This is a genomic window from Pseudomonas trivialis (assembly GCF_001439805.1).
In the GTDB taxonomy this organism is placed as follows: Bacteria; Pseudomonadota; Gammaproteobacteria; order Pseudomonadales; family Pseudomonadaceae; genus Aquipseudomonas; species Aquipseudomonas trivialis.
Genome location: NZ_JYLK01000002.1, coordinates 161277 through 177708, shown reverse-complemented (window position 1 = coordinate 177708; position 16432 = coordinate 161277). Strand labels below are relative to the sequence as shown.

Annotated in this window: 15 protein-coding genes and 1 riboswitch; of the genes, 10 read left to right on the top strand and 5 right to left on the bottom strand. The window is 62.4% G+C overall.

The window, feature by feature from the left end:
• Positions 1 to 32: 32 nt before the first annotated feature.
• The 4 genes from TU79_RS25015 to TU79_RS04145 all read left to right on the top strand — a co-directional run bounded on the left by TU79_RS25015 (position 33) and on the right by TU79_RS04145 (position 2088).
• Positions 33 to 215, top strand: a complete 183-nt coding sequence (locus TU79_RS25015) for a CPXCG motif-containing cysteine-rich protein (protein WP_082638344.1) — start codon at positions 33 to 35, stop codon at positions 213 to 215.
• A gap of 11 nt (positions 216 to 226) precedes the next feature.
• On the top strand, positions 227 to 487 hold the full coding sequence (locus tag TU79_RS04155) for a putative signal transducing protein (RefSeq protein ID WP_057006852.1): 261 nt from the start codon (positions 227 to 229) through the stop codon (positions 485 to 487).
• A 36-nt stretch (positions 488 to 523) separates the two neighbouring features.
• Positions 524 to 1144: an SOS response-associated peptidase gene (locus tag TU79_RS04150; RefSeq protein WP_057006851.1), complete on the top strand. Its 621-nt coding sequence runs from the start codon at positions 524 to 526 to the stop codon at positions 1142 to 1144.
• Positions 1145 to 1269: 125 nt separating this feature from the next.
• Positions 1270 to 2088 carry a M48 family metallopeptidase gene (locus TU79_RS04145; protein WP_004372028.1) on the top strand — a complete coding sequence of 273 codons (819 nt, stop codon included), beginning with the start codon at positions 1270 to 1272 and terminating at the stop codon, positions 2086 to 2088.
• A gap of 38 nt (positions 2089 to 2126) precedes the next feature.
• On the opposite strand, the gene TU79_RS04140 is transcribed toward TU79_RS04145, so the two are convergent.
• The 3 genes from TU79_RS04140 to TU79_RS04130 form a co-directional block, all read right to left on the bottom strand.
• Entirely contained in the window at positions 2127 to 2711 is a 585-nt protein-coding gene (locus tag TU79_RS04140; protein ID WP_004372026.1) for a TMEM165/GDT1 family protein, read from the bottom strand.
• An 87-nt stretch (positions 2712 to 2798) separates the two neighbouring features.
• Positions 2799 to 2919, bottom strand: a riboswitch (yybP-ykoY riboswitch).
• A gap of 50 nt (positions 2920 to 2969) precedes the next feature.
• Entirely contained in the window at positions 2970 to 3968 is a 999-nt protein-coding gene (locus tag TU79_RS04135) for a methyltransferase (protein ID WP_057006850.1), read from the bottom strand.
• A gap of 31 nt (positions 3969 to 3999) precedes the next feature.
• Complete coding sequence (locus tag TU79_RS04130) at positions 4000 to 4962, bottom strand: 2-hydroxyacid dehydrogenase (protein WP_057006849.1); 963 nt, start codon at positions 4960 to 4962, stop codon at positions 4000 to 4002.
• A gap of 88 nt (positions 4963 to 5050) precedes the next feature.
• On the opposite strand from TU79_RS04130, the gene TU79_RS04125 reads away from it, so the two are divergent.
• The 6 genes from TU79_RS04125 to TU79_RS04100 all read left to right on the top strand — a co-directional run bounded on the left by TU79_RS04125 (position 5051) and on the right by TU79_RS04100 (position 15110).
• On the top strand, positions 5051 to 5683 hold the full coding sequence (locus TU79_RS04125; RefSeq protein ID WP_057006848.1) for a LysE family translocator: 633 nt from the start codon (positions 5051 to 5053) through the stop codon (positions 5681 to 5683).
• 145 nt (positions 5684 to 5828) lie between these two features.
• The gene (locus TU79_RS04120) at positions 5829 to 7511 is read left to right on the top strand and encodes a fatty acid--CoA ligase (protein WP_057006847.1); all 1683 of its coding nucleotides are present in this window, start codon (positions 5829 to 5831) and stop codon (positions 7509 to 7511) included.
• 330 nt (positions 7512 to 7841) lie between these two features.
• On the top strand, positions 7842 to 9701 hold the full coding sequence (locus tag TU79_RS04115; RefSeq protein ID WP_057006846.1) for a DUF1302 domain-containing protein: 1860 nt from the start codon (positions 7842 to 7844) through the stop codon (positions 9699 to 9701).
• Positions 9702 to 9741: 40 nt separating this feature from the next.
• Positions 9742 to 11106 carry a DUF1329 domain-containing protein gene (locus TU79_RS04110; protein WP_057006845.1) on the top strand — a complete coding sequence of 455 codons (1365 nt, stop codon included), beginning with the start codon at positions 9742 to 9744 and terminating at the stop codon, positions 11104 to 11106.
• A gap of 225 nt (positions 11107 to 11331) precedes the next feature.
• Positions 11332 to 14061, top strand: a complete 2730-nt coding sequence (locus TU79_RS04105; protein WP_057006844.1) for a winged helix-turn-helix domain-containing protein — start codon at positions 11332 to 11334, stop codon at positions 14059 to 14061.
• A 275-nt stretch (positions 14062 to 14336) separates the two neighbouring features.
• The gene (locus TU79_RS04100) at positions 14337 to 15110 is read left to right on the top strand and encodes a YiaD family glycine zipper/OmpA-like lipoprotein (RefSeq protein ID WP_057006843.1); all 774 of its coding nucleotides are present in this window, start codon (positions 14337 to 14339) and stop codon (positions 15108 to 15110) included.
• Positions 15111 to 15179: 69 nt separating this feature from the next.
• Here TU79_RS04100 and TU79_RS04095 read toward each other — a convergent pair whose 3' ends face one another.
• Both TU79_RS04095 and TU79_RS04090 read right to left on the bottom strand, forming a co-directional pair.
• A complete protein-coding gene (locus TU79_RS04095; protein ID WP_004371998.1) occupies positions 15180 to 15761 on the bottom strand; it encodes a BON domain-containing protein in 582 nt (193 codons plus the stop codon).
• Complete coding sequence (locus TU79_RS04090) at positions 15758 to 16351, bottom strand: phosphoheptose isomerase (RefSeq protein ID WP_007904374.1); 594 nt, start codon at positions 16349 to 16351, stop codon at positions 15758 to 15760. The genes TU79_RS04095 and TU79_RS04090 overlap by 4 nt, the downstream gene beginning before the upstream one ends.
• Between the last annotated feature and the right edge of the window lie 81 nt (positions 16352 to 16432).

Sequence of the window (16432 nt, the reverse complement as noted above, 5' to 3'; positions counted from 1 at the left end):
GATTATACGCACAAGTCACCTGGGAGACTGCGATGCTGGAAACTGAACCGTATGATTGTCCTTATTGTGGCGAGCCGGCAGAGGCGGTGCTGGATCTTTCCGGTGGCGATCAGAGCTATATCGAAGATTGCCCGGTCTGTTGCCGGCCGATTAATTTCATCCTGCAAACGGATGGTCACGAATGGATGCTTGAAGTCCACGCCGAGAACGAATAGCAGGCACGCCCATGCAGCGCATCTACGAACCGGAAAACCTGATGGAAGGCGAGTTGCTGCAGCAGATGCTCGCCAGCGAGGGCATCGATGCGCATCTGGTGGGGCGCCATCTGCTCGGTGGCACAGGCGAGTTGCCGATCTTTGGCCTGCTGGGTCTGGAGGTCGATAACGACCAGGCTGCCTACGCCCGCGAGCTGATCACGGCCTACATCGGCGCGCAGCCCTTGCCCGGTGATGAACCCGACAGCTTTCCCGACGTGCTGGTCTGTTAGGCTGTCGGTCGGTTTACCCAAGAGTCGTGTTGCCCCATGTGTGGACGTTATGCCCTGTTTCGCTGGAATCCCGGTTTTGCCGCCCTGCCGGGCTTTCCGGCGGACCAGCAGGCCCAGTGGAACATTTCCCCGAATGACTCGGTGCTGATCCAGCGCCAGAGCGAAGGCCAGCGCACTCTGGCGCGCGCCCGCTGGGGCCTGACCCCGCCGTGGCTGACCGATCTTTCCCGCACGCCGGCCCATGCCCGCGCCGAAACCCTGGCGGAGCAACCGATGTTCCGCGAGGCGTTTCGCCAGCGTCGCTGCCTGCTGCCGGCCAACGGTTTCTACGAATGGCGCGGTACCCAGCGCAAGCGCCCGTACTGGTTGACGCCGGGGGAGGGCTCGACGCTGTTTTTCGCGGCGATCTGGGAAGCCTACCCGGTGCAGGAACAGGTGTGGCTGAGCACTGCGGTGGTCACCCAGGCCGCGCAAAGCCAGCGCCGGCCGCTGATCCTCGATGCGGCGGGCCAGGCGGCGTGGCTCGATCCCGAGACCCCGTTGCACGTATTGCAGGCGCTGCTGGCCCGTGAACCCACCGCGTTGCGCGAAAGGGTCCTGGCCAATATGGTCAACGATCCCAAGCTCAACGGGCCGGAGTGCCTGACCCCGGCCTGACGGATGCCCCGGCGGTACCCGCCTGTGGGATGTATCGGAAATACAGCAGTTAAACGTCGTGTGTATCTGGCGCGGATACACACGAGGGCCTACGATACGCGCCATGTTTTCAGGGAGCGTCTCGCATGAAAAAGTCATTGGCAGTAAGTGTATTGGCGGCGGCCATGCTGCTGGCCGGGTGTCAGTCGGTCAACACCACCAGCGGCGGCGCCGTTGGCGTTGAGCGCAAGCAATACATGTTCAGCATGCTGTCGAGCCAGGAAGTCGACCAGATGTATGCCCAGTCCTACCAGCAGACGTTGGGCGAAGCCAGTGGCAAAGGCCTGGTGGACAAAACCAGTGCCAACGCCAAGCGTGTGCAGGCGATTGCCAATCGGCTGATCGCCCAGGCGCCCACCTTCCGTCCGGATGCGGCGCAGTGGAAGTGGGAAGTGAACCTGATCAAGAGCGACGAGATGAACGCCAACTGCGGGCCTGGCGGCAAGATCTTTGTGTACAGCGCACTGATCGACAACCTCAAGCTCACTGATGACGAGCTGGCTGCGGTGATGGGCCATGAAATTGCCCACGCCTTGCGCGAGCATGGCCGTGAAGCCATGTCCAAGGCCTATGGTATCCAGATGGCCAAACAGGGCGCCGGTGCGATATTCGGCCTGGGGCAGGACAGCCTGGCGCTGGCCGATACCGTGGCCAATTACGGCATGACCTTGCCCAACAGCCGCAGCAATGAAAACGAAGCCGACCTGATCGGTCTGGAACTGTCGGCCCGCGCCGGCTACAACCCGAACGCCGCGATCACGCTGTGGAACAAGATGGCCAAGGCCTCCGAAGGCGCGCCGCCGGAGTTCATGAGCACTCACCCGGCCTCCGATAGCCGGATCGCCTCGCTGCAGGCGGCGATTCCAAAAGTCATGCCGCTGTACCAACAGGCCAAAAAATCCTGATGTTCCAAGGCTGATGAAGCCCCCTCCCACATTTGACGCTAGATCCACCCGCTGCTTTGCATGGCCTTGTACACCGCCACAATCGCCAGGATGAAAAACGCCGTCGCCGCCAGCCGGCGAATCAAGGTCAGCGGCAGCTTCTCCGCTGCAAAATTCCCCGCCAGCACCACCGGTACGTTGGCAATCAACATGCCCAGGGTCGTGCCGATAATCACCAGCCACAGCTCCGGGTACTGCGCCGCCAGCATCACCGTGGCGATCTGCGTCTTGTCACCGATCTCCGCAAGGAAGAACGCAATCAGCGTGGTCAGGAACGGTCCGAACTTGCGCGTGGTACTGGCCTCGTCATCGTCGAGTTTGTCCGGTACCAGCGTCCACAAGGCCGTGGCGCAGAAGCTCGCGGCAAGAATCCAGTGCAGCACCGCGTCCGAGAAAAAGCTGCCAAACCAGGCGCCCACGGCACCGGCGGCCGCATGGTTGGCCAGGGTCGCGGCGACAATGCCGGCAATGATCGGCCAGGGTTTGCGAAAGCGTGCGGCGAGGATAAGCGCGAGCAGTTGCGTCTTGTCGCCGATTTCGGCCAAGGCAACGATTGCGGTGGGGACGAGCAGAGAATCCAGCATCAGGTAGGTTCCAGGGGCGGGTCGACACGGCTATGACACGTACAGCCTTCCCGCCCCGGGTAAGGTGTGCGTGTCATAGGTCTTGTCAAACCCCGGTCCGTCTGTGCGGACTCCTGGGTCGCATACGCCATGGTCTGCTGACCAAGTATGTTGACGTATGCCGGACGAGAGTGAACTCGTGGGAGACTACTCCCCTAGGACGGAGCGGATTCTGCCTAGCCAGGACACATTCGGCAAGCCTTCTTTTTCAAACGCCCGTTAGGGGCGCTTGGCGCGGTAAATGCGAAAACCATTGCCCTCGGCCTTCACCGCACAGATACCCAAGTGCTCTTCGATCAGCGGCTGATACTTCAGGAAACTATTGGCAACCAGGCGAAGTTCGCCGCCTTTTGCCAGGTGTTTCGCTGCTTTTCGCAGCAGATTTTCTGTTGCGAAGTAATCTGTGTGCACGCCGACATGAAACGGCGGGTTGCTCAGGATCGCATTCAACCCCATCGGCGCGGCGTCGATCCCATTGCCGGTCAGTACGTCGGCCTCCAGGCCGTTGGCCGCCAACGTCAGACGGCTGCTGGCGGTGGCGAAGGCGTCTACATCCAGCATCGTCACGCTGTTGTGCGGGTAGCGACGCTTGACCGCAGCCCCCAGCACGCCTGCGCCACAACCGAAGTCCAGCAGATGGCCGCTCGGCAGCTTGTCCAGGTGCGCCAGCAGCAACTCGGTGCCGCGATCCAGGCGCCCGTGGCTGAACACGCCCGGCAGGCTGACCACCTTCAGCGGGCCCTCGGCCAGCGGCACCTCGAACACCTGCGCCAGACTTTCCAGTTCAACGGCCGGCGGCGCATTGACTACGGTGATCTGCCACAGCTGGCAATGCCGCGCGTTATCCAGCTTGCGCGGTTTGCCGAACGTCGCCAGCTGCTTGGCGGCGCTTTCGATACCGCCTTTTTTCTCCCCCACCAGAAACAGCTCGGCACCGGGCAGGCGCGCGGCCACCGCATTGAGCAGGTAATCGGTGAGGTCCTTGGACTTGGGCAAGAAGATCACCGCCGCGTCGAACGCGCGTTCGGGCACATTCACGCCAAACGCGCTGCGCTCCGGGAAGCGTGCGTCGAGCGCCGCCTGGTCACCGGCGTGCCAGCACCAGCCGTGGGCATTGGGCAGGCGACCGAGCAAGTCGTCGGCCGGCAAACCGACCAGCAGCAGGTTGCCTTGAAAAAGTTCGGGCTGGCGAAGCAGTACTTCACTGCGCGGATCCATGGTCTGCTCCTTGAAAAAGGGGCGCAGTCTATCAACTGACGACCCGCAGCGGGGCGCCACTGAAAAAGCCCCGGGCGTTTTCCGCCAGTTGGCCGACGATGCGCTGGCGCGCTTCGCGACTGCCCCAGGCGTTATGCGGCGTGACGATCAAGCGGGGAATATCACCGGCCAGCAGCGGATTGCCATTGGCTGGCGGCTCCACGCTCAGCACATCGGTGGCGGCACCGCCCAGATGGCCGCTGCGCAACGCGTCGGCCAGCGCCTGTTCATGGATCAAACCGCCGCGCGCCGTGTTGACCACCAACGCGCCGGGCTTGAGCCGCGCCAGTTCGCGGGCGCCGATCAGGTCGCGGGTGTGCTCATTGAGCGGGCAGTGCAGGGTCAGCGCGTCGACCTGCGCCAGCAACTCATCCAGCGGCACGCGATCGGCGCGGGCAGGGCGGCCAGGAAGGGCGCCCAACAGCACGCGCATGCCAAACGCCTCGGCCAACCGCGCTACGGCGCTGCCCAGTTCGCCATGGCCGAGCAGGCCGAGGGTCTTGCCTTGCAGCTCGACAATCGGGTGGTCCAGCAGGCAAAACTGCGTGGCCGCCTGCCATTTGCCGGCGGCGACGTCGCGCTGATAGTCCTGCAGACGCGTGGCCAGGTTGAGCAGCAGCATCAGCGTGTGCTGCGCCACCGACGGCGTGCCGTAGCCCTGGCAGTTGCTCACCGTGATGCCGTGGGCACGGGCGGCCGCAAGGTCAACGTTGTTGGTGCCGGTGGCCGATACCAGAATCAGCTTGAGTTCGGGGCAGGCGGCCAGCGTGTTGGCGTCGAGCGCGATCTTGTTGCTGATGGCGACCTGGGCGCCCTGCAGGCGTTCGATCACATTCTGCGCGGTGGTCTGCTCGAACAGCTGCAGGTCGCTGAAGCAGGCCTGCAAACCGCTGAGGTCGAGGTCGCCCAGGTCGAGGGAAGGATGATCAAGGAAGACGGCGCGGCGATTGTTCATGCTCAACTGTACCTTTTGCGGCGGAGTTCGAAGGCGTAATCTGCCGAGACTATCAGATGAAATAATCCGTTACGTAAAGGGAGCGAACATGTATCTCGCCGAGTTTTTGACCGTGGCCCTGATTCACCTGTTGGCGGTGGCCAGCCCTGGCCCCGACTTCGCCGTGGTGGTGCGCGAAAGCGTCACCCACGGCCGTCGCGCCGGCACCTGGACCGCGCTGGGCGTCGGCTCGGCGATCTTCGTGCATGTGGGTTACTCGTTGCTTGGCATTGGCTTGATCGTGTCCCAGTCCATCGTGCTGTTCAACGCGTTGAAATGGGCGGCCGCCGCCTACTTGCTGTACATCGGCTTCAAGGCCCTGCGCGCGCAGCCGGCCAAACCGGTCGCCGAGGGCGAGTTGCACCGTGACGCCGGTGAGCGCACCCCGCGCGGTGCGTTTACCGCCGGGTTCGTCACCAACGGCCTGAATCCCAAGGCCACGCTGTTCTTTCTGTCGCTGTTCACCGTGGTGATCAACCCGCACACGCCGCTGGCGGTGCAGGCGGGCTATGGTGTGTACCTGGCCGTGGCGACGGGCTTGTGGTTCTGCCTGGTGGCGATGCTGTTCAGCCAGCAGCGCGTTCGCGCGGGGTTTGCGCGGATGGGGCACTGGTTTGATCGCACCATGGGCGCGGTGTTGATTGCCATCGGCGTGAAGCTGGCGTTTACCAGCATGAAATAGCCTGCTTGAGCGCCTCAAATGCTGGCGCAAAGCTAGCATTTGCAGCGCGCTGCAAATCATTCCTTTGGCTGATTTGGTTGAAACACAAGGTCTCTACAGTGCAAGTCTTCAAGCCAAGACCGTGCAGTCATAAAAAGGGATTCGTATGTTGCAGACCCGTGTTATCCCGCCCGCCGAAGGCGCTTACCAATACCCGTTGTTGATCAAGCGCCTGTTGATGTCCGGCACCCGCTACGAAAAGACCCGGGAAATCGTCTATCGCGACAGGCTTCGCTACACCTATCCCACGTTGATCGAACGGGTCGCGCGGCTGGCCAATGTGCTCACCGAGGCCGGGGTCAGGGCCGGTGACACCGTCGCGGTGATGGACTGGGACAGCCACCGCTACCTGGAATGCATGTTCGCCATCCCGATGATCGGCGCGGTGGTGCATACCATCAACGTGCGCCTGTCGCCGGAACAGATCCTCTACACCATGAACCATGCCGAGGACCGCTTCGTACTGGTCAACAGCGAGTTCGTCGGGCTCTACCAGGCCATCGCCGGGCAGCTCACCACGGTGGACAAGACCCTGCTGCTCACCGACGGTGACGCCCACACCGCCGAGTTGCCCAACCTGGTGGGCGAGTACGAAACCCTGCTGGCCGCCGCCAGCCCCACGTACGCCTTCGAGGATTTCGACGAACACTCGGTCGCTACCACCTTCTACACCACCGGCACCACCGGCAACCCCAAGGGTGTGTACTTCACCCATCGCCAACTGGTGCTGCACACCATTGGCGTGGCGACCATCATGGGCAGCGTCGACAGCGTGCGCCTGCTGGGCACCCGCGACGTGTACATGCCGATCACACCCATGTTCCACGTGCATGCGTGGGGCCTGCCCTACGTGGCGACCATGCTCGGTTTGAAGCAGGTGTATCCCGGCCGCTACGACCCGGAATACCTGGTGGAGCTGTGGCGCAGGGAGCGCGTCACCTTCTCCCATTGCGTGCCGACCATCCTGCAAATGCTGCTCAACGCCAAGGCCGCCCAGAACGTGGACTTCGGCGGCTGGAAAATCGTCATCGGCGGCAGCGCCCTCAACCGCACCCTCTATGAAGCGGCCAAGGCGCGGGGCATTCAACTGACGGCCGCCTATGGCATGTCCGAGACCGGGCCACTGGTGTCCTGCGCCCACCTCAACGACGAGTTGATGGCCGGCAGCGAAGACGAGCGCACCACCTACCGCATCAAGGCCGGTGTACCGGGCCCGCTGGTGGAGGCGGCCATCGTCGACAGCGACGGCCACTTCCTGCCCGCCGATGGCGAGTCCCAGGGCGAACTGGTGCTGCGTGCGCCGTGGCTCAGCGAAGGCTATTTCAACGAGCCGCAAAAGGGCGCCGAGCTGTGGGCCGGTGGCTGGATGCACACCGGTGACGTGGCCACTCTGGATGCGTTTGGCGTGATCGACATTCGCGACCGCATCAAGGATGTGATCAAGACTGGCGGCGAGTGGGTCTCGTCCCTGGCGCTCGAAGACCTGATCAGTCGCCACCCGGCGGTGCGCGAAGTCGCCGTGGTGGGCATCGCCGATCCGCAGTGGGGCGAGCGCCCGTTTGCGTTGCTGGTGGTGCGCGAGGGCCATGAGATTGGCGCGCGCGAACTCAAGGAACACCTCAAGCCATTCGTGGAATTGGGTCACTTGAGCAAGTGGGCGATTCCGAGCCAGATTGCCGTTGTTACGGAAATTCCCAAGACCAGCGTCGGCAAGCTCGACAAAAAGCGTATCCGCGTCGACATCATCGAATGGCAGGCCAACAACAGCACGTTCCTGTCCACCCTCTGAGTGCGTTCGCCGGGCCCCATCGGGCGCGGCAATGCTCTATCTTGCGGCTTTACTTGTGATTTGCCGATTTTCAGCCATCCTTCCCGCGTCGGCTTTCGCCGACGTGGCGAAAGGACTGTGGCAGACGGGTTGGTGATGCAAATCACACTTTAGAGGGATCAAGCGGTATGCCCTGCTGGCTATAGTCACTCACAGAGTTTTTCAGGGATGTTGCGCTTCAGGCCATGGGGGCCTGGTTGCCGGGCGGCATTGGAGTCGTTGTATTCCGGCCGTTACACCATCAACGAAGAAACTCACTGCCATAACAATAATGCACATGGAGTAGCGTCGATGACCTCAGTAAACCAGTTCTGGCGCCGGGCAAAACTGCCCCTGGCCGTCAGTCTCGCTTCTACGCTCGCCGGGCCTGCATTCGGCGTCAGTTTCAATATCGGTGAAATCGAAGGGAGCTTTGATTCGTCGCTGTCCGTGGGCGCCAGTTGGTCCACTGCCAAGGCCAACCGCGACCTGATCGGCGCCAACAACGGCGGCCGAGGGTTGTCCCAAACGTCCGATGACGGCCACCTGAACTTCAAGCGCGGCGAGACCTTCTCGAAGATCTTCAAGGGCATTCACGACCTGGAGCTGAAATACGGCGATACCGGCGTGTTTGTGCGTGGCAAGTACTGGTATGACTTCGAGCTCAAGGACGAAAGCCGGCCATTCAAGGACATCAGCGACAACAACCGCAAAGAGGGCGCCAAGTCCTCGGGCGGGCAGATTCTCGATGCGTTCATCTACCACAACTACAGCATTGCCGATCAGCCGGGTAACGTGCGGTTCGGCAAGCAGGTGGTGAGCTGGGGTGAAAGTACCTTCATCGGTGGCGGCATCAACTCCATCAACCCGATCGACGTGTCCGCGTTCCGTCGTCCGGGCGCCGAGATCAAGGAAGGCCTGATTCCGGTCAACATGTTCTACGTGTCCCAGACGCTCACCGACAACCTCTCGGCCGAGGCGTTTTACCAGTTGGAGTGGGACCAGACCGTTACCGATAACTGCGGCACCTTCTTCTCCCAGCCTGACGTGATTTCCGACGGCTGCAGCAATAACCTGCGGGTGCTGAACAAGCGCTCGACCATTCCAGGCGCGGCACTGCCGACCCTGAATGCGCTGGGCGTGGACGTCAACGGCGAGGGCGTGCTGGTGCGCCGTGGGCCGGACCGCGATGCGCGCGACAGCGGCCAGTTCGGCATGGCCATGCACTACAACTTCGAACCGCTGGACACCGAGTTCGGCGCGTACTTCATGAACTACCACAGCCGTGCGCCGATCTTCAGTGCCCAGGGCGCGCCTGCGTCGGCGTTCACTCGCCCACTGGGCCCGCTGGCGGCCCTGCGTCCGCTGATCGTGGCGGGCAGTTCCAACTACTTCGTCGAATACCCGGAAGATATCCGCCTCTACGGCTTGAGCTTCTCCACCACATTGCCTACCGGCACCGCCTGGAGCGGTGAGCTGAGTTACCGTCCGAATGCCCCGGTGCAACTGAGCACCACCGACATCCTGTTTGCCGGCGTCACGCCGATTCCGGGCTTCGGCAACGCGTCCGTGCTCAAGGGCAGCCCGGGCCAGGACCTGCACGGTTACAACCGCAAGGAAGTGACGCAGTTCCAGACCACCTTCACGCACTTCTTCGACCAGGTGATGGGCGCCAGCCGTCTGACCACCGTCGGCGAAATCGGCGTGACCCATGTGGGCGGGCTGGAGAGCAAGTCCCAGGCCCGTTATGGCCGCGATCCGGTCTTCGGCCCGGGCACCTTGCCGGGCGGGTTCTGCAATGCGCTCAACGCCTCCACCGCCAGCGGCGCCGGTCTGCCGAATGCGGCCGGCCTGAACACCAACTGCAACAACGACGGCTACACCACCGCCACCTCGTGGGGTTACCGCGCACGCGCCATCTGGGAGTACCCGGACGTGTTCGCCGGGGTCAACCTCAAGCCGAACGTAGCCTGGTCCCATGACGTGAAGGGTTACTCCCCAGGCCCTGGCGGCAACTTTGAAGAAGGCCGCAAGGCGGTCAGCCTGGGCCTGGATGCCGAGTACCAGAACACCTACACCGCGAGCCTGGCTTACACCAACTTCTTTGGCGGCAAGTTCAGCACCGTGGATGACCGCGACTTCGTGGCCTTGAGCTTCGGCGCCAACTTCTAAGCACACTTTTCCAAGCGGTATTTTCAGGAAGAACAACAACATGAAAATAAGCAAAAGTCTGTTGCACATTGGTGTGCTGGGGCTGTCGATCATGGCGAGCCACGTCATGGCGGCCGTCTCGGCGGATGAAGCCGCCAAGCTGGGCACAAGCCTGACACCGATGGGCGCCGAAATGGCCGGTAACGCGGCCGGTACCATTCCGAAATGGTCGCCCATGCCCACCAACGCCGGTGCGGTCGATGCCCGAGGTTTCCTGGCCAACCCTTATGCCAGTGAACAACCGCAATTCACCATCACCGCGCAGAACGTGGAGCAGTACAAGGACAAGCTGGCGCCGGGGCAGTACGCGATGTTCAAGCGCTACCCGGAAACCTTCAAGATGCCGGTTTACCCGACCCATCGTGGCGCCACCGTGCCGACTGATGTGTTCGCCGCGATCAAGAAGAACGCCACCACCACCAACCTGGTGTCCGGCGGCAACGGCCTGGAAAACTTCTCGACGGCCGTGCCGTTCCCGATCCCGAAGACCGGCGTTGAAGTGATCTGGAACCACATCACCCGCTATCGTGGCGGTAGCGTGACGCGTCTGGTCACCCAGGCTACGCCGCAAACCAACGGTTCCTACAGCCTGGTGTACTTCCGCGACCAGTTTGTGTTCCGCGACAAAATGAAGGACTTCGATCCGAAAAACCCGGGCAACGTGTTGTTCTACTTCAAGCAGCAAGTGACCGCGCCGGCGCGTCTGGCCGGTGGCGTGCTGCTGGTGCACGAAACCCTGGACCAGGTGAAGGAGCCGCGTTCGGCATGGGTGTATAACGCCGGTCAGCGCCGCGTGCGCCGGGCGCCGCAAGTGTCCTATGACGGGCCGGGCACTGCCGCCGACGGCCTGCGTACCTCCGACAACCTCGACATGTACAACGGCGCGCCGGACCGCTACGACTGGAAGCTGGAAGGCAAGAAGGAGATCTACATCGCTTCCAACAGCTACAAGATCGACGACCCCAAGCTCAAGTACGCCGACATCATCAAGGCCGGCCACATCAACCAGGACCTGACGCGTTATGAACTGCGCCGTGTCTGGCACGTGGTCGCCACCTTGAAGGAAGGCCAGCGCCACATTTATGCCAAGCGTGACTTCTTCATCGACGAAGACACCTGGCAGGCGGCGGTGATCGACCATTACGACGGTCGTGGCCAACTGTGGCGCGTCGCCGAAGCCCATGCCGAGAACTACTACGACAAGCAAGTGCCGTGGTACGCCCTGGAAACCCTCTACGACCTGCAGTCCGGCCGCTACCTGGCGCTGGGCATGAAGAACGAAGAGAAACAGGCCTATGACTTCGGCTTCACCGCCACCACCAGCGACTTCACTCCGGCGGCTCTGCGTCAGGATGGTGTTCGCTAAGCGGTAACGGTAACCCAGTGTGGGAGGGGGCTTGCTCCCGATGGCGGCGGATCAGTCAACAGATGTACTGACTGATCCCCCACCATCGGGAGCAAGCCCCTTTTCACATTTCTTGTCGCAGTTCTTTTTAAGGCAAATGTTGCAAAGATCTACAAGGCTGGCGCTTTTACCGCTAGTCTGCGGACATCTGCAATGCCGACAACAGCCTTATACAAGAGCCCGGCGATGACTGATCTGTCCCGAATTCAGGGGTCTTCCAGCGCGGTCATGCCGCCTCTGGAAGGTCGCTTCTACAGGCCTCCGCTGCCTGACGGCTATGTGCCGCGACCGCGCTTGTGCGAACGGCTGGGCGCGGGGCTCGAAGGGCGGTTGCTGCTGGTCAGCGCGCCAGCGGGGTTCGGCAAGAGTTCGTTGGCGGTGGAGTTCTGCCAGGCGTTGCCGGCCCATTGGCAGAGCCTCTGGCTGGGATTGAGCGTGAGGGACAGCGACCCGGGCCGCTTCCTTGAACGGCTGCTCGAAGGCTTGCAGCACTATTTTCCGCAGATTGGCGCCCAGGCCCTGGGCTTGCTGAAAATGCGCCAGCGCCACCAGCCCTTTGCCTTTGAAGAATGGCTCGACGGCCTGCTCGATGAGCTGGCGTTGCACCTGTCTGCCGTTGCGCCGCTGTTGCTGGTGCTGGATGACTACCATCTGGCCCAGGGTCCGGTGCTGGACCGCTGCCTGCAATTTTTCCTCAATCACTTGCCCGATGGTCTGGTGGTAATGGTCACCAGTCGCCAGCGTCCCGACTGGCACCTGGCGCGGCTGCGCTTGTCGCGGCACCTGCTGGAACTCAACGAACAGGACCTGCGCCTGACCCATGCCGAATCCCTGGCGGTACTGGACCACCACAGCAGCTCACTGCGCGGCGAGGCACTGGAAAACCTGATTCGCCGCAGCGAAGGCTGGGTGGCCGGCCTGCGTTTCTGGCTGCTGGCCGCGTCAGAAGCCGGCAGCGAAGAGGCTTTGCCGCAGAGTCTGCACGGTGGCGAAGGGCTGATCCGCGACTACCTGCTTGAAGAGGTGATCGACTGCCTGCCGCCTGAAGTGCAGGCCTTTTTGTTCGATACCGCCCCCCAGGAACGTTTTTGCAGCGAGCTGTGCGACGCCGTGCGCGAAGCCCACGACAGCGCGGAAATCCTGCGCTACCTGCAATCGCACCAGGTGTTTCTTGTCCCGCTTGATGATCAGGGCCACTGGTACCGCTATCACCATTTGTTCTCCGACCTGCTGCGCACTCGTCGCGCCAGTGCTGCCGTGCTGCCGGCGGCGAGCCTGCACCTGCGTGCCTGTCGCTGGTTCAATGCCCAGGGTTTGATCGACGAGGCCGTGGAGCAGGCGCTGCGCGCCGGCCATCTGGATGTGGCGGCCAATCTGGTGCAGAACCTGTCCGAAGAGCAGCTATTGGCCGAGCAGAATATCGGCATGTTGCTGCGCTGGAAAATGGACCTGCCCGACAGCCTGCTGATCAGCACGCCGCGCCTGATCGTGCTGTACAGCTGGGCATTGGGCCTGGCCTGCCAGCTGGATGCGGCGGAAGAATTGTCCAGCTACCTCAGCCGCTTTCTGCCGGCGCCCTCGGCCACGGCGCAAAGATCAATGCTGGCGCAGTGGCTGGCGTTGAGCGGGATCATCGCTCGGGGGCGGGGCGACCGCGAGCTGACTCAGCGTTACTGCAATGAAGCGCTGGAGAGCCTTCCGCAGCGGCGTTATGGCCAGCGTCTGATATGCCTGTCGACGCTGTCCAATCTGGCCATCGTCGACGCCGATCTGTGGCGCGCCCGTGGTCTGAACCGTGAATCCCTGGAGCTGGCGCAGCGCGTCGGCAACCCGCTGTTCGAGGCGCTGGCCCATTACGACCGTGCGCGGGTATTGCAGGCGCGCGGCGAGATCCTGCGGGCCCTTGATGAAGTTCACCAGGGCCTGCAACGCCTCAACGGCCTGGCGCCGCAACGGTTGTATGCCGTGCGCGCGCGCCTCTCGTTGTATGAAGGGTACCTGCTGCTGATGCGCAATCAGCCTGACGCCGGTATTGCTCGCCTGCGCGCCGGTCTGACCGAGGCCCGGGCGTGCCGCGATATCAGCGTACTGATCGGTCATTGTGTGATCGCCAGCTTCGAAGGGCGCCGCGCGGATTTCGCCAAGGCCTTTGCCGAGCTGGCCGAGGCCGAGCGCCTGATGCATATCTGGGACGTGCCGCCGATCTACTACCTGGCAATGATCACCCTGATCAAATGCGAACTGTGGCTGGCCCAGGGCCGCACCGACCTGGCCGAAGCCTGGCTGGCGCGGCTCGCGCAGACCTACAGCGGCGAGCACGCGGCCGCTGCGCCGGAGTTTCATCCGCACCTTGCGCAGCATATTGAGCTGCAGCAGGCCACCCTCGATGCGATCCGCCATCAGCCCGAGGCCGCCCTGCAACGCCTGGGCGGCCTGGCGCAACACGCCCACAACAGCGGGCGCCAGATGATCGCCCTGTTGGCGCTGACCCAGCAGGCGCAGGTGCTGCTGGACTGCGGCGAGGAAACCCAGGCACGCCCGGTGCTGGCGTGTGCACTGCAAGCGGGGACGGGCGGCGCGCTGCTGCCGTTCCAGCGACTGCTGGACGCGTACCCGGAGTGGATGCGCGAGCAACTGAGCAAAGAGGCCCACGGCGTGCTCAATCAGGCCTTGCTGGCGCTGCTGCCGGCAGCGCTGGCGCCAGATGCCACGCTTGCCCACGAAACCCTGAGCAGTCGAGAGCTGGCGGTGCTGCAATTGATCGCCCAAGGCTGCTCGAACCAGGAGATCAGCAACCGGCTGTTTATTTCCCTGCACACGGTCAAGACCCATGCGAGCCATATCAACAGCAAGCTGGGGGTGGAGCGCAGAACGCAGGCGGTGGCGCGGGCGCAGGCGTTGAGGTTGATTGGTTAGCGGAAAAGGGGGAGGGGACAACCGGTTTCATGGCGCAATGATTCTGGCGACATTCGTCCGAAAACGGTATCGCCTTGCGCGCAGCGTTGCAGCAAAACCGCAGGCCGCGTTCAGCCTGAGTCTGCTACGGTCTGTAAAGCGACAAGAACCGGTTGCCCTCGATGCACCTCGGTGAGCCGCCACGGAATCTTTACCCTTTGTCGCGTTCCAAACTCGGCACAGGCCAGTTGCCAATGTCCTCTGCATCACAGAATGCAAAAGTAGGAGCTCTCTTCATGTTCACTCCGCGTCGTCTGCTTGTTGTCGCCACCGCCGTAGCCCTTTTGTCTGGCTGCGCTTCTCCCAATCCCTACAGCGGCAATCAGGGGCAGGCCAGCAATGGTTCCGAGGGCGGCATGAGCAAGACCGCCAAATACGGCGGCCTTGGCGCCCTGGCCGGTGCCCTGGCTGGCGCTGCCATCGACCATAACCATCGTGGAAAAGGCGCGCTGATTGGTGCGGCGGTTGCCGGCGCCGGCGCTGCCGGCTATGGCTACTACGCCGACCAGCAGGAAAAGAAACTGCGTGAAAGCATGGCCAACACCGGGGTTGAAGTGCAGCGTCAGGGCGATCAGATCAAGCTGATCATGCCGGGCAATATCACCTTTGCCACCAACTCGGACGCGATCGCCAGCAGCTTCTATCAGCCGCTGAACAACCTGGCCAACTCGCTCAAGCAGTTCAGCCAGAACACCATTCAGATCGTCGGCTACACCGACAGCACTGGCAGCCGCCAGTTGAACATGGACCTGTCCCAGCGCCGTGCCCAGAGCGTGGCCAACTACCTGACCTCCCAGGGCGTCAGCCCGACCAACCTGAGCGCACGCGGTGCCGGCCCGGATAACCCGATTGCCAGCAACGCCGACGTGAATGGCCGTGCGCAAAACCGTCGTGTTGAGGTCAACCTCGGCCCGATCCCGGGTCAGCAATACGGCCAGCCGGCGGGTCAGCAGCAGGCGCCACAACAAAACAACCAGTTCCAGGGCAACCCGTACCAGCAGTACCAATAAACCCTGGCCACTAAAAAGGGCGCCGTGCAATCAATGCACGGCGCCCTTTTTTATCGCGGCGGGTTTACATCAGTCGATGTATTCGAACACCTTCACGATCTTCTGCACGCCGGACACGCCCTGTACCAGGTTGGACGCGCGGGTCGCTTCCGCCTGGGTCAACAGGCCCATCAGGTAAACGATGCCATTGTCGGTGACCACTTTGATCCGCGAGCCTGGCACCGCATTGTCGGTGAGCATCTGCGCCTTGATCTTGGTGGTCAGCAGGGCGTCGTTGCTGATGGCCAGCAGCGTGATCGGGTCCATGACCTGCAGCTCATTGTGCACTTTTTTGACCCGCTGCACCGCCGAGGCGGCCTGTTCGGCCTGGGCCTTGAGGTCGGCGCGCGGTGTTTGCCCTGCCAGCAGCACGACGCCGTTGAAGCTGGTCACCACAATACGCGAGGCGCCATTGCCCAGGTCGGTCGCGGCCTTCGCCACGTTGACTTTGACCTTGGTTTCTATCAGCGAATCATCAATGGTGCTGCCGAAGGTACGCGTGCCCCTGTCGTCCTGGATGGGGGTATCCCTTGTCGCGGTGATGGCCGTGCTGCAACCGCTGATGCCGAGGCACAGCGCAATGGTCACCAGGCTGAGTCGTTTAACGGTCATTCTTCACTCCCGAACAGTTGACTGTCGATCAGATCGCACAGGCAGTGGATCGCCAACAGGTGGACTTCTTGAATACGTGCGGTGACATTGGCCGGGACGCGAATTTCCACGTCTTCGGGCAGCAATAGCGAGGCCATGCCGCCGCCGTCGCGTCCGGTCAATGCTACGACAATCATTTCGCGATCATGTGCGGCCTGGATCGCCTGGATAATGTTCGCCGAGTTGCCGCTGGTGGAAATCGCCAGCAGCACATCACCCGGTTGGCCCAGGGCGCGGATCTGCTTGGAGAAGATTTCGTTGTAGCTGTAGTCGTTGGCGATCGAGGTGATCGTCGACGAATCGGTGGTCAAGGCAATGGCCGGCAGGCTCGGGCGCTCGCGTTCGAAGCGGTTGAGCAGTTCGGACGAGAAGTGCTGGGCATCGCCGGCCGAACCGCCGTTGCCACACGAAAGCATTTTGCCCTCGTTGAGCAAGGCGTTGACCATGACCTGACTGGCTTGCTCGATGTGCGGTGCAAGTACGTCCATCGCCTGTTGCTTGGTGTCGATGCTGGCCTGGAAAAGCTGGCGAATTCGGGATTGCATGTCCATCTGTGTGACCTTAAGTAGCGCGGCTGTTTGGCACAGAAATGTGCAGCCCGCAAAGCAAAGAGCAAAAGTGTGGGGTGAAAA

Excerpts from the sequence above, each read along its gene's own strand:
- TU79_RS04090 (WP_007904374.1), bottom strand. The coding sequence starts at position 16,351 with ATGGACATGCAATCCCGAATTCGCCAGCTTTTCCAGGCCAGCATCGAC.
- TU79_RS04155 (WP_057006852.1), top strand. The coding sequence starts at position 227 with ATGCAGCGCATCTACGAACCGGAAAACCTGATGGAAGGCGAGTTGCTG.
- TU79_RS25015 (WP_082638344.1), top strand. The coding sequence starts at position 33 with ATGCTGGAAACTGAACCGTATGATTGTCCTTATTGTGGCGAGCCGGCA.
- TU79_RS04120 (WP_057006847.1), top strand. The coding sequence starts at position 5,829 with ATGTTGCAGACCCGTGTTATCCCGCCCGCCGAAGGCGCTTACCAATAC.
- TU79_RS04100 (WP_057006843.1), top strand. The coding sequence starts at position 14,337 with ATGTTCACTCCGCGTCGTCTGCTTGTTGTCGCCACCGCCGTAGCCCTT.
- TU79_RS04110 (WP_057006845.1), top strand. The coding sequence starts at position 9,742 with ATGAAAATAAGCAAAAGTCTGTTGCACATTGGTGTGCTGGGGCTGTCG.
- TU79_RS04140 (WP_004372026.1), bottom strand. The coding sequence starts at position 2,711 with ATGCTGGATTCTCTGCTCGTCCCCACCGCAATCGTTGCCTTGGCCGAA.
- TU79_RS04125 (WP_057006848.1), top strand. The coding sequence starts at position 5,051 with ATGTATCTCGCCGAGTTTTTGACCGTGGCCCTGATTCACCTGTTGGCG.
- TU79_RS04145 (WP_004372028.1), top strand. The coding sequence starts at position 1,270 with ATGAAAAAGTCATTGGCAGTAAGTGTATTGGCGGCGGCCATGCTGCTG.
- TU79_RS04115 (WP_057006846.1), top strand. The coding sequence starts at position 7,842 with ATGACCTCAGTAAACCAGTTCTGGCGCCGGGCAAAACTGCCCCTGGCC.
- TU79_RS04095 (WP_004371998.1), bottom strand. The coding sequence starts at position 15,761 with ATGACCGTTAAACGACTCAGCCTGGTGACCATTGCGCTGTGCCTCGGC.
- TU79_RS04150 (WP_057006851.1), top strand. The coding sequence starts at position 524 with ATGTGTGGACGTTATGCCCTGTTTCGCTGGAATCCCGGTTTTGCCGCC.
- TU79_RS04105 (WP_057006844.1), top strand. The coding sequence starts at position 11,332 with ATGACTGATCTGTCCCGAATTCAGGGGTCTTCCAGCGCGGTCATGCCG.
- TU79_RS04130 (WP_057006849.1), bottom strand. The coding sequence starts at position 4,962 with ATGAACAATCGCCGCGCCGTCTTCCTTGATCATCCTTCCCTCGACCTG.
- TU79_RS04135 (WP_057006850.1), bottom strand. The coding sequence starts at position 3,968 with ATGGATCCGCGCAGTGAAGTACTGCTTCGCCAGCCCGAACTTTTTCAA.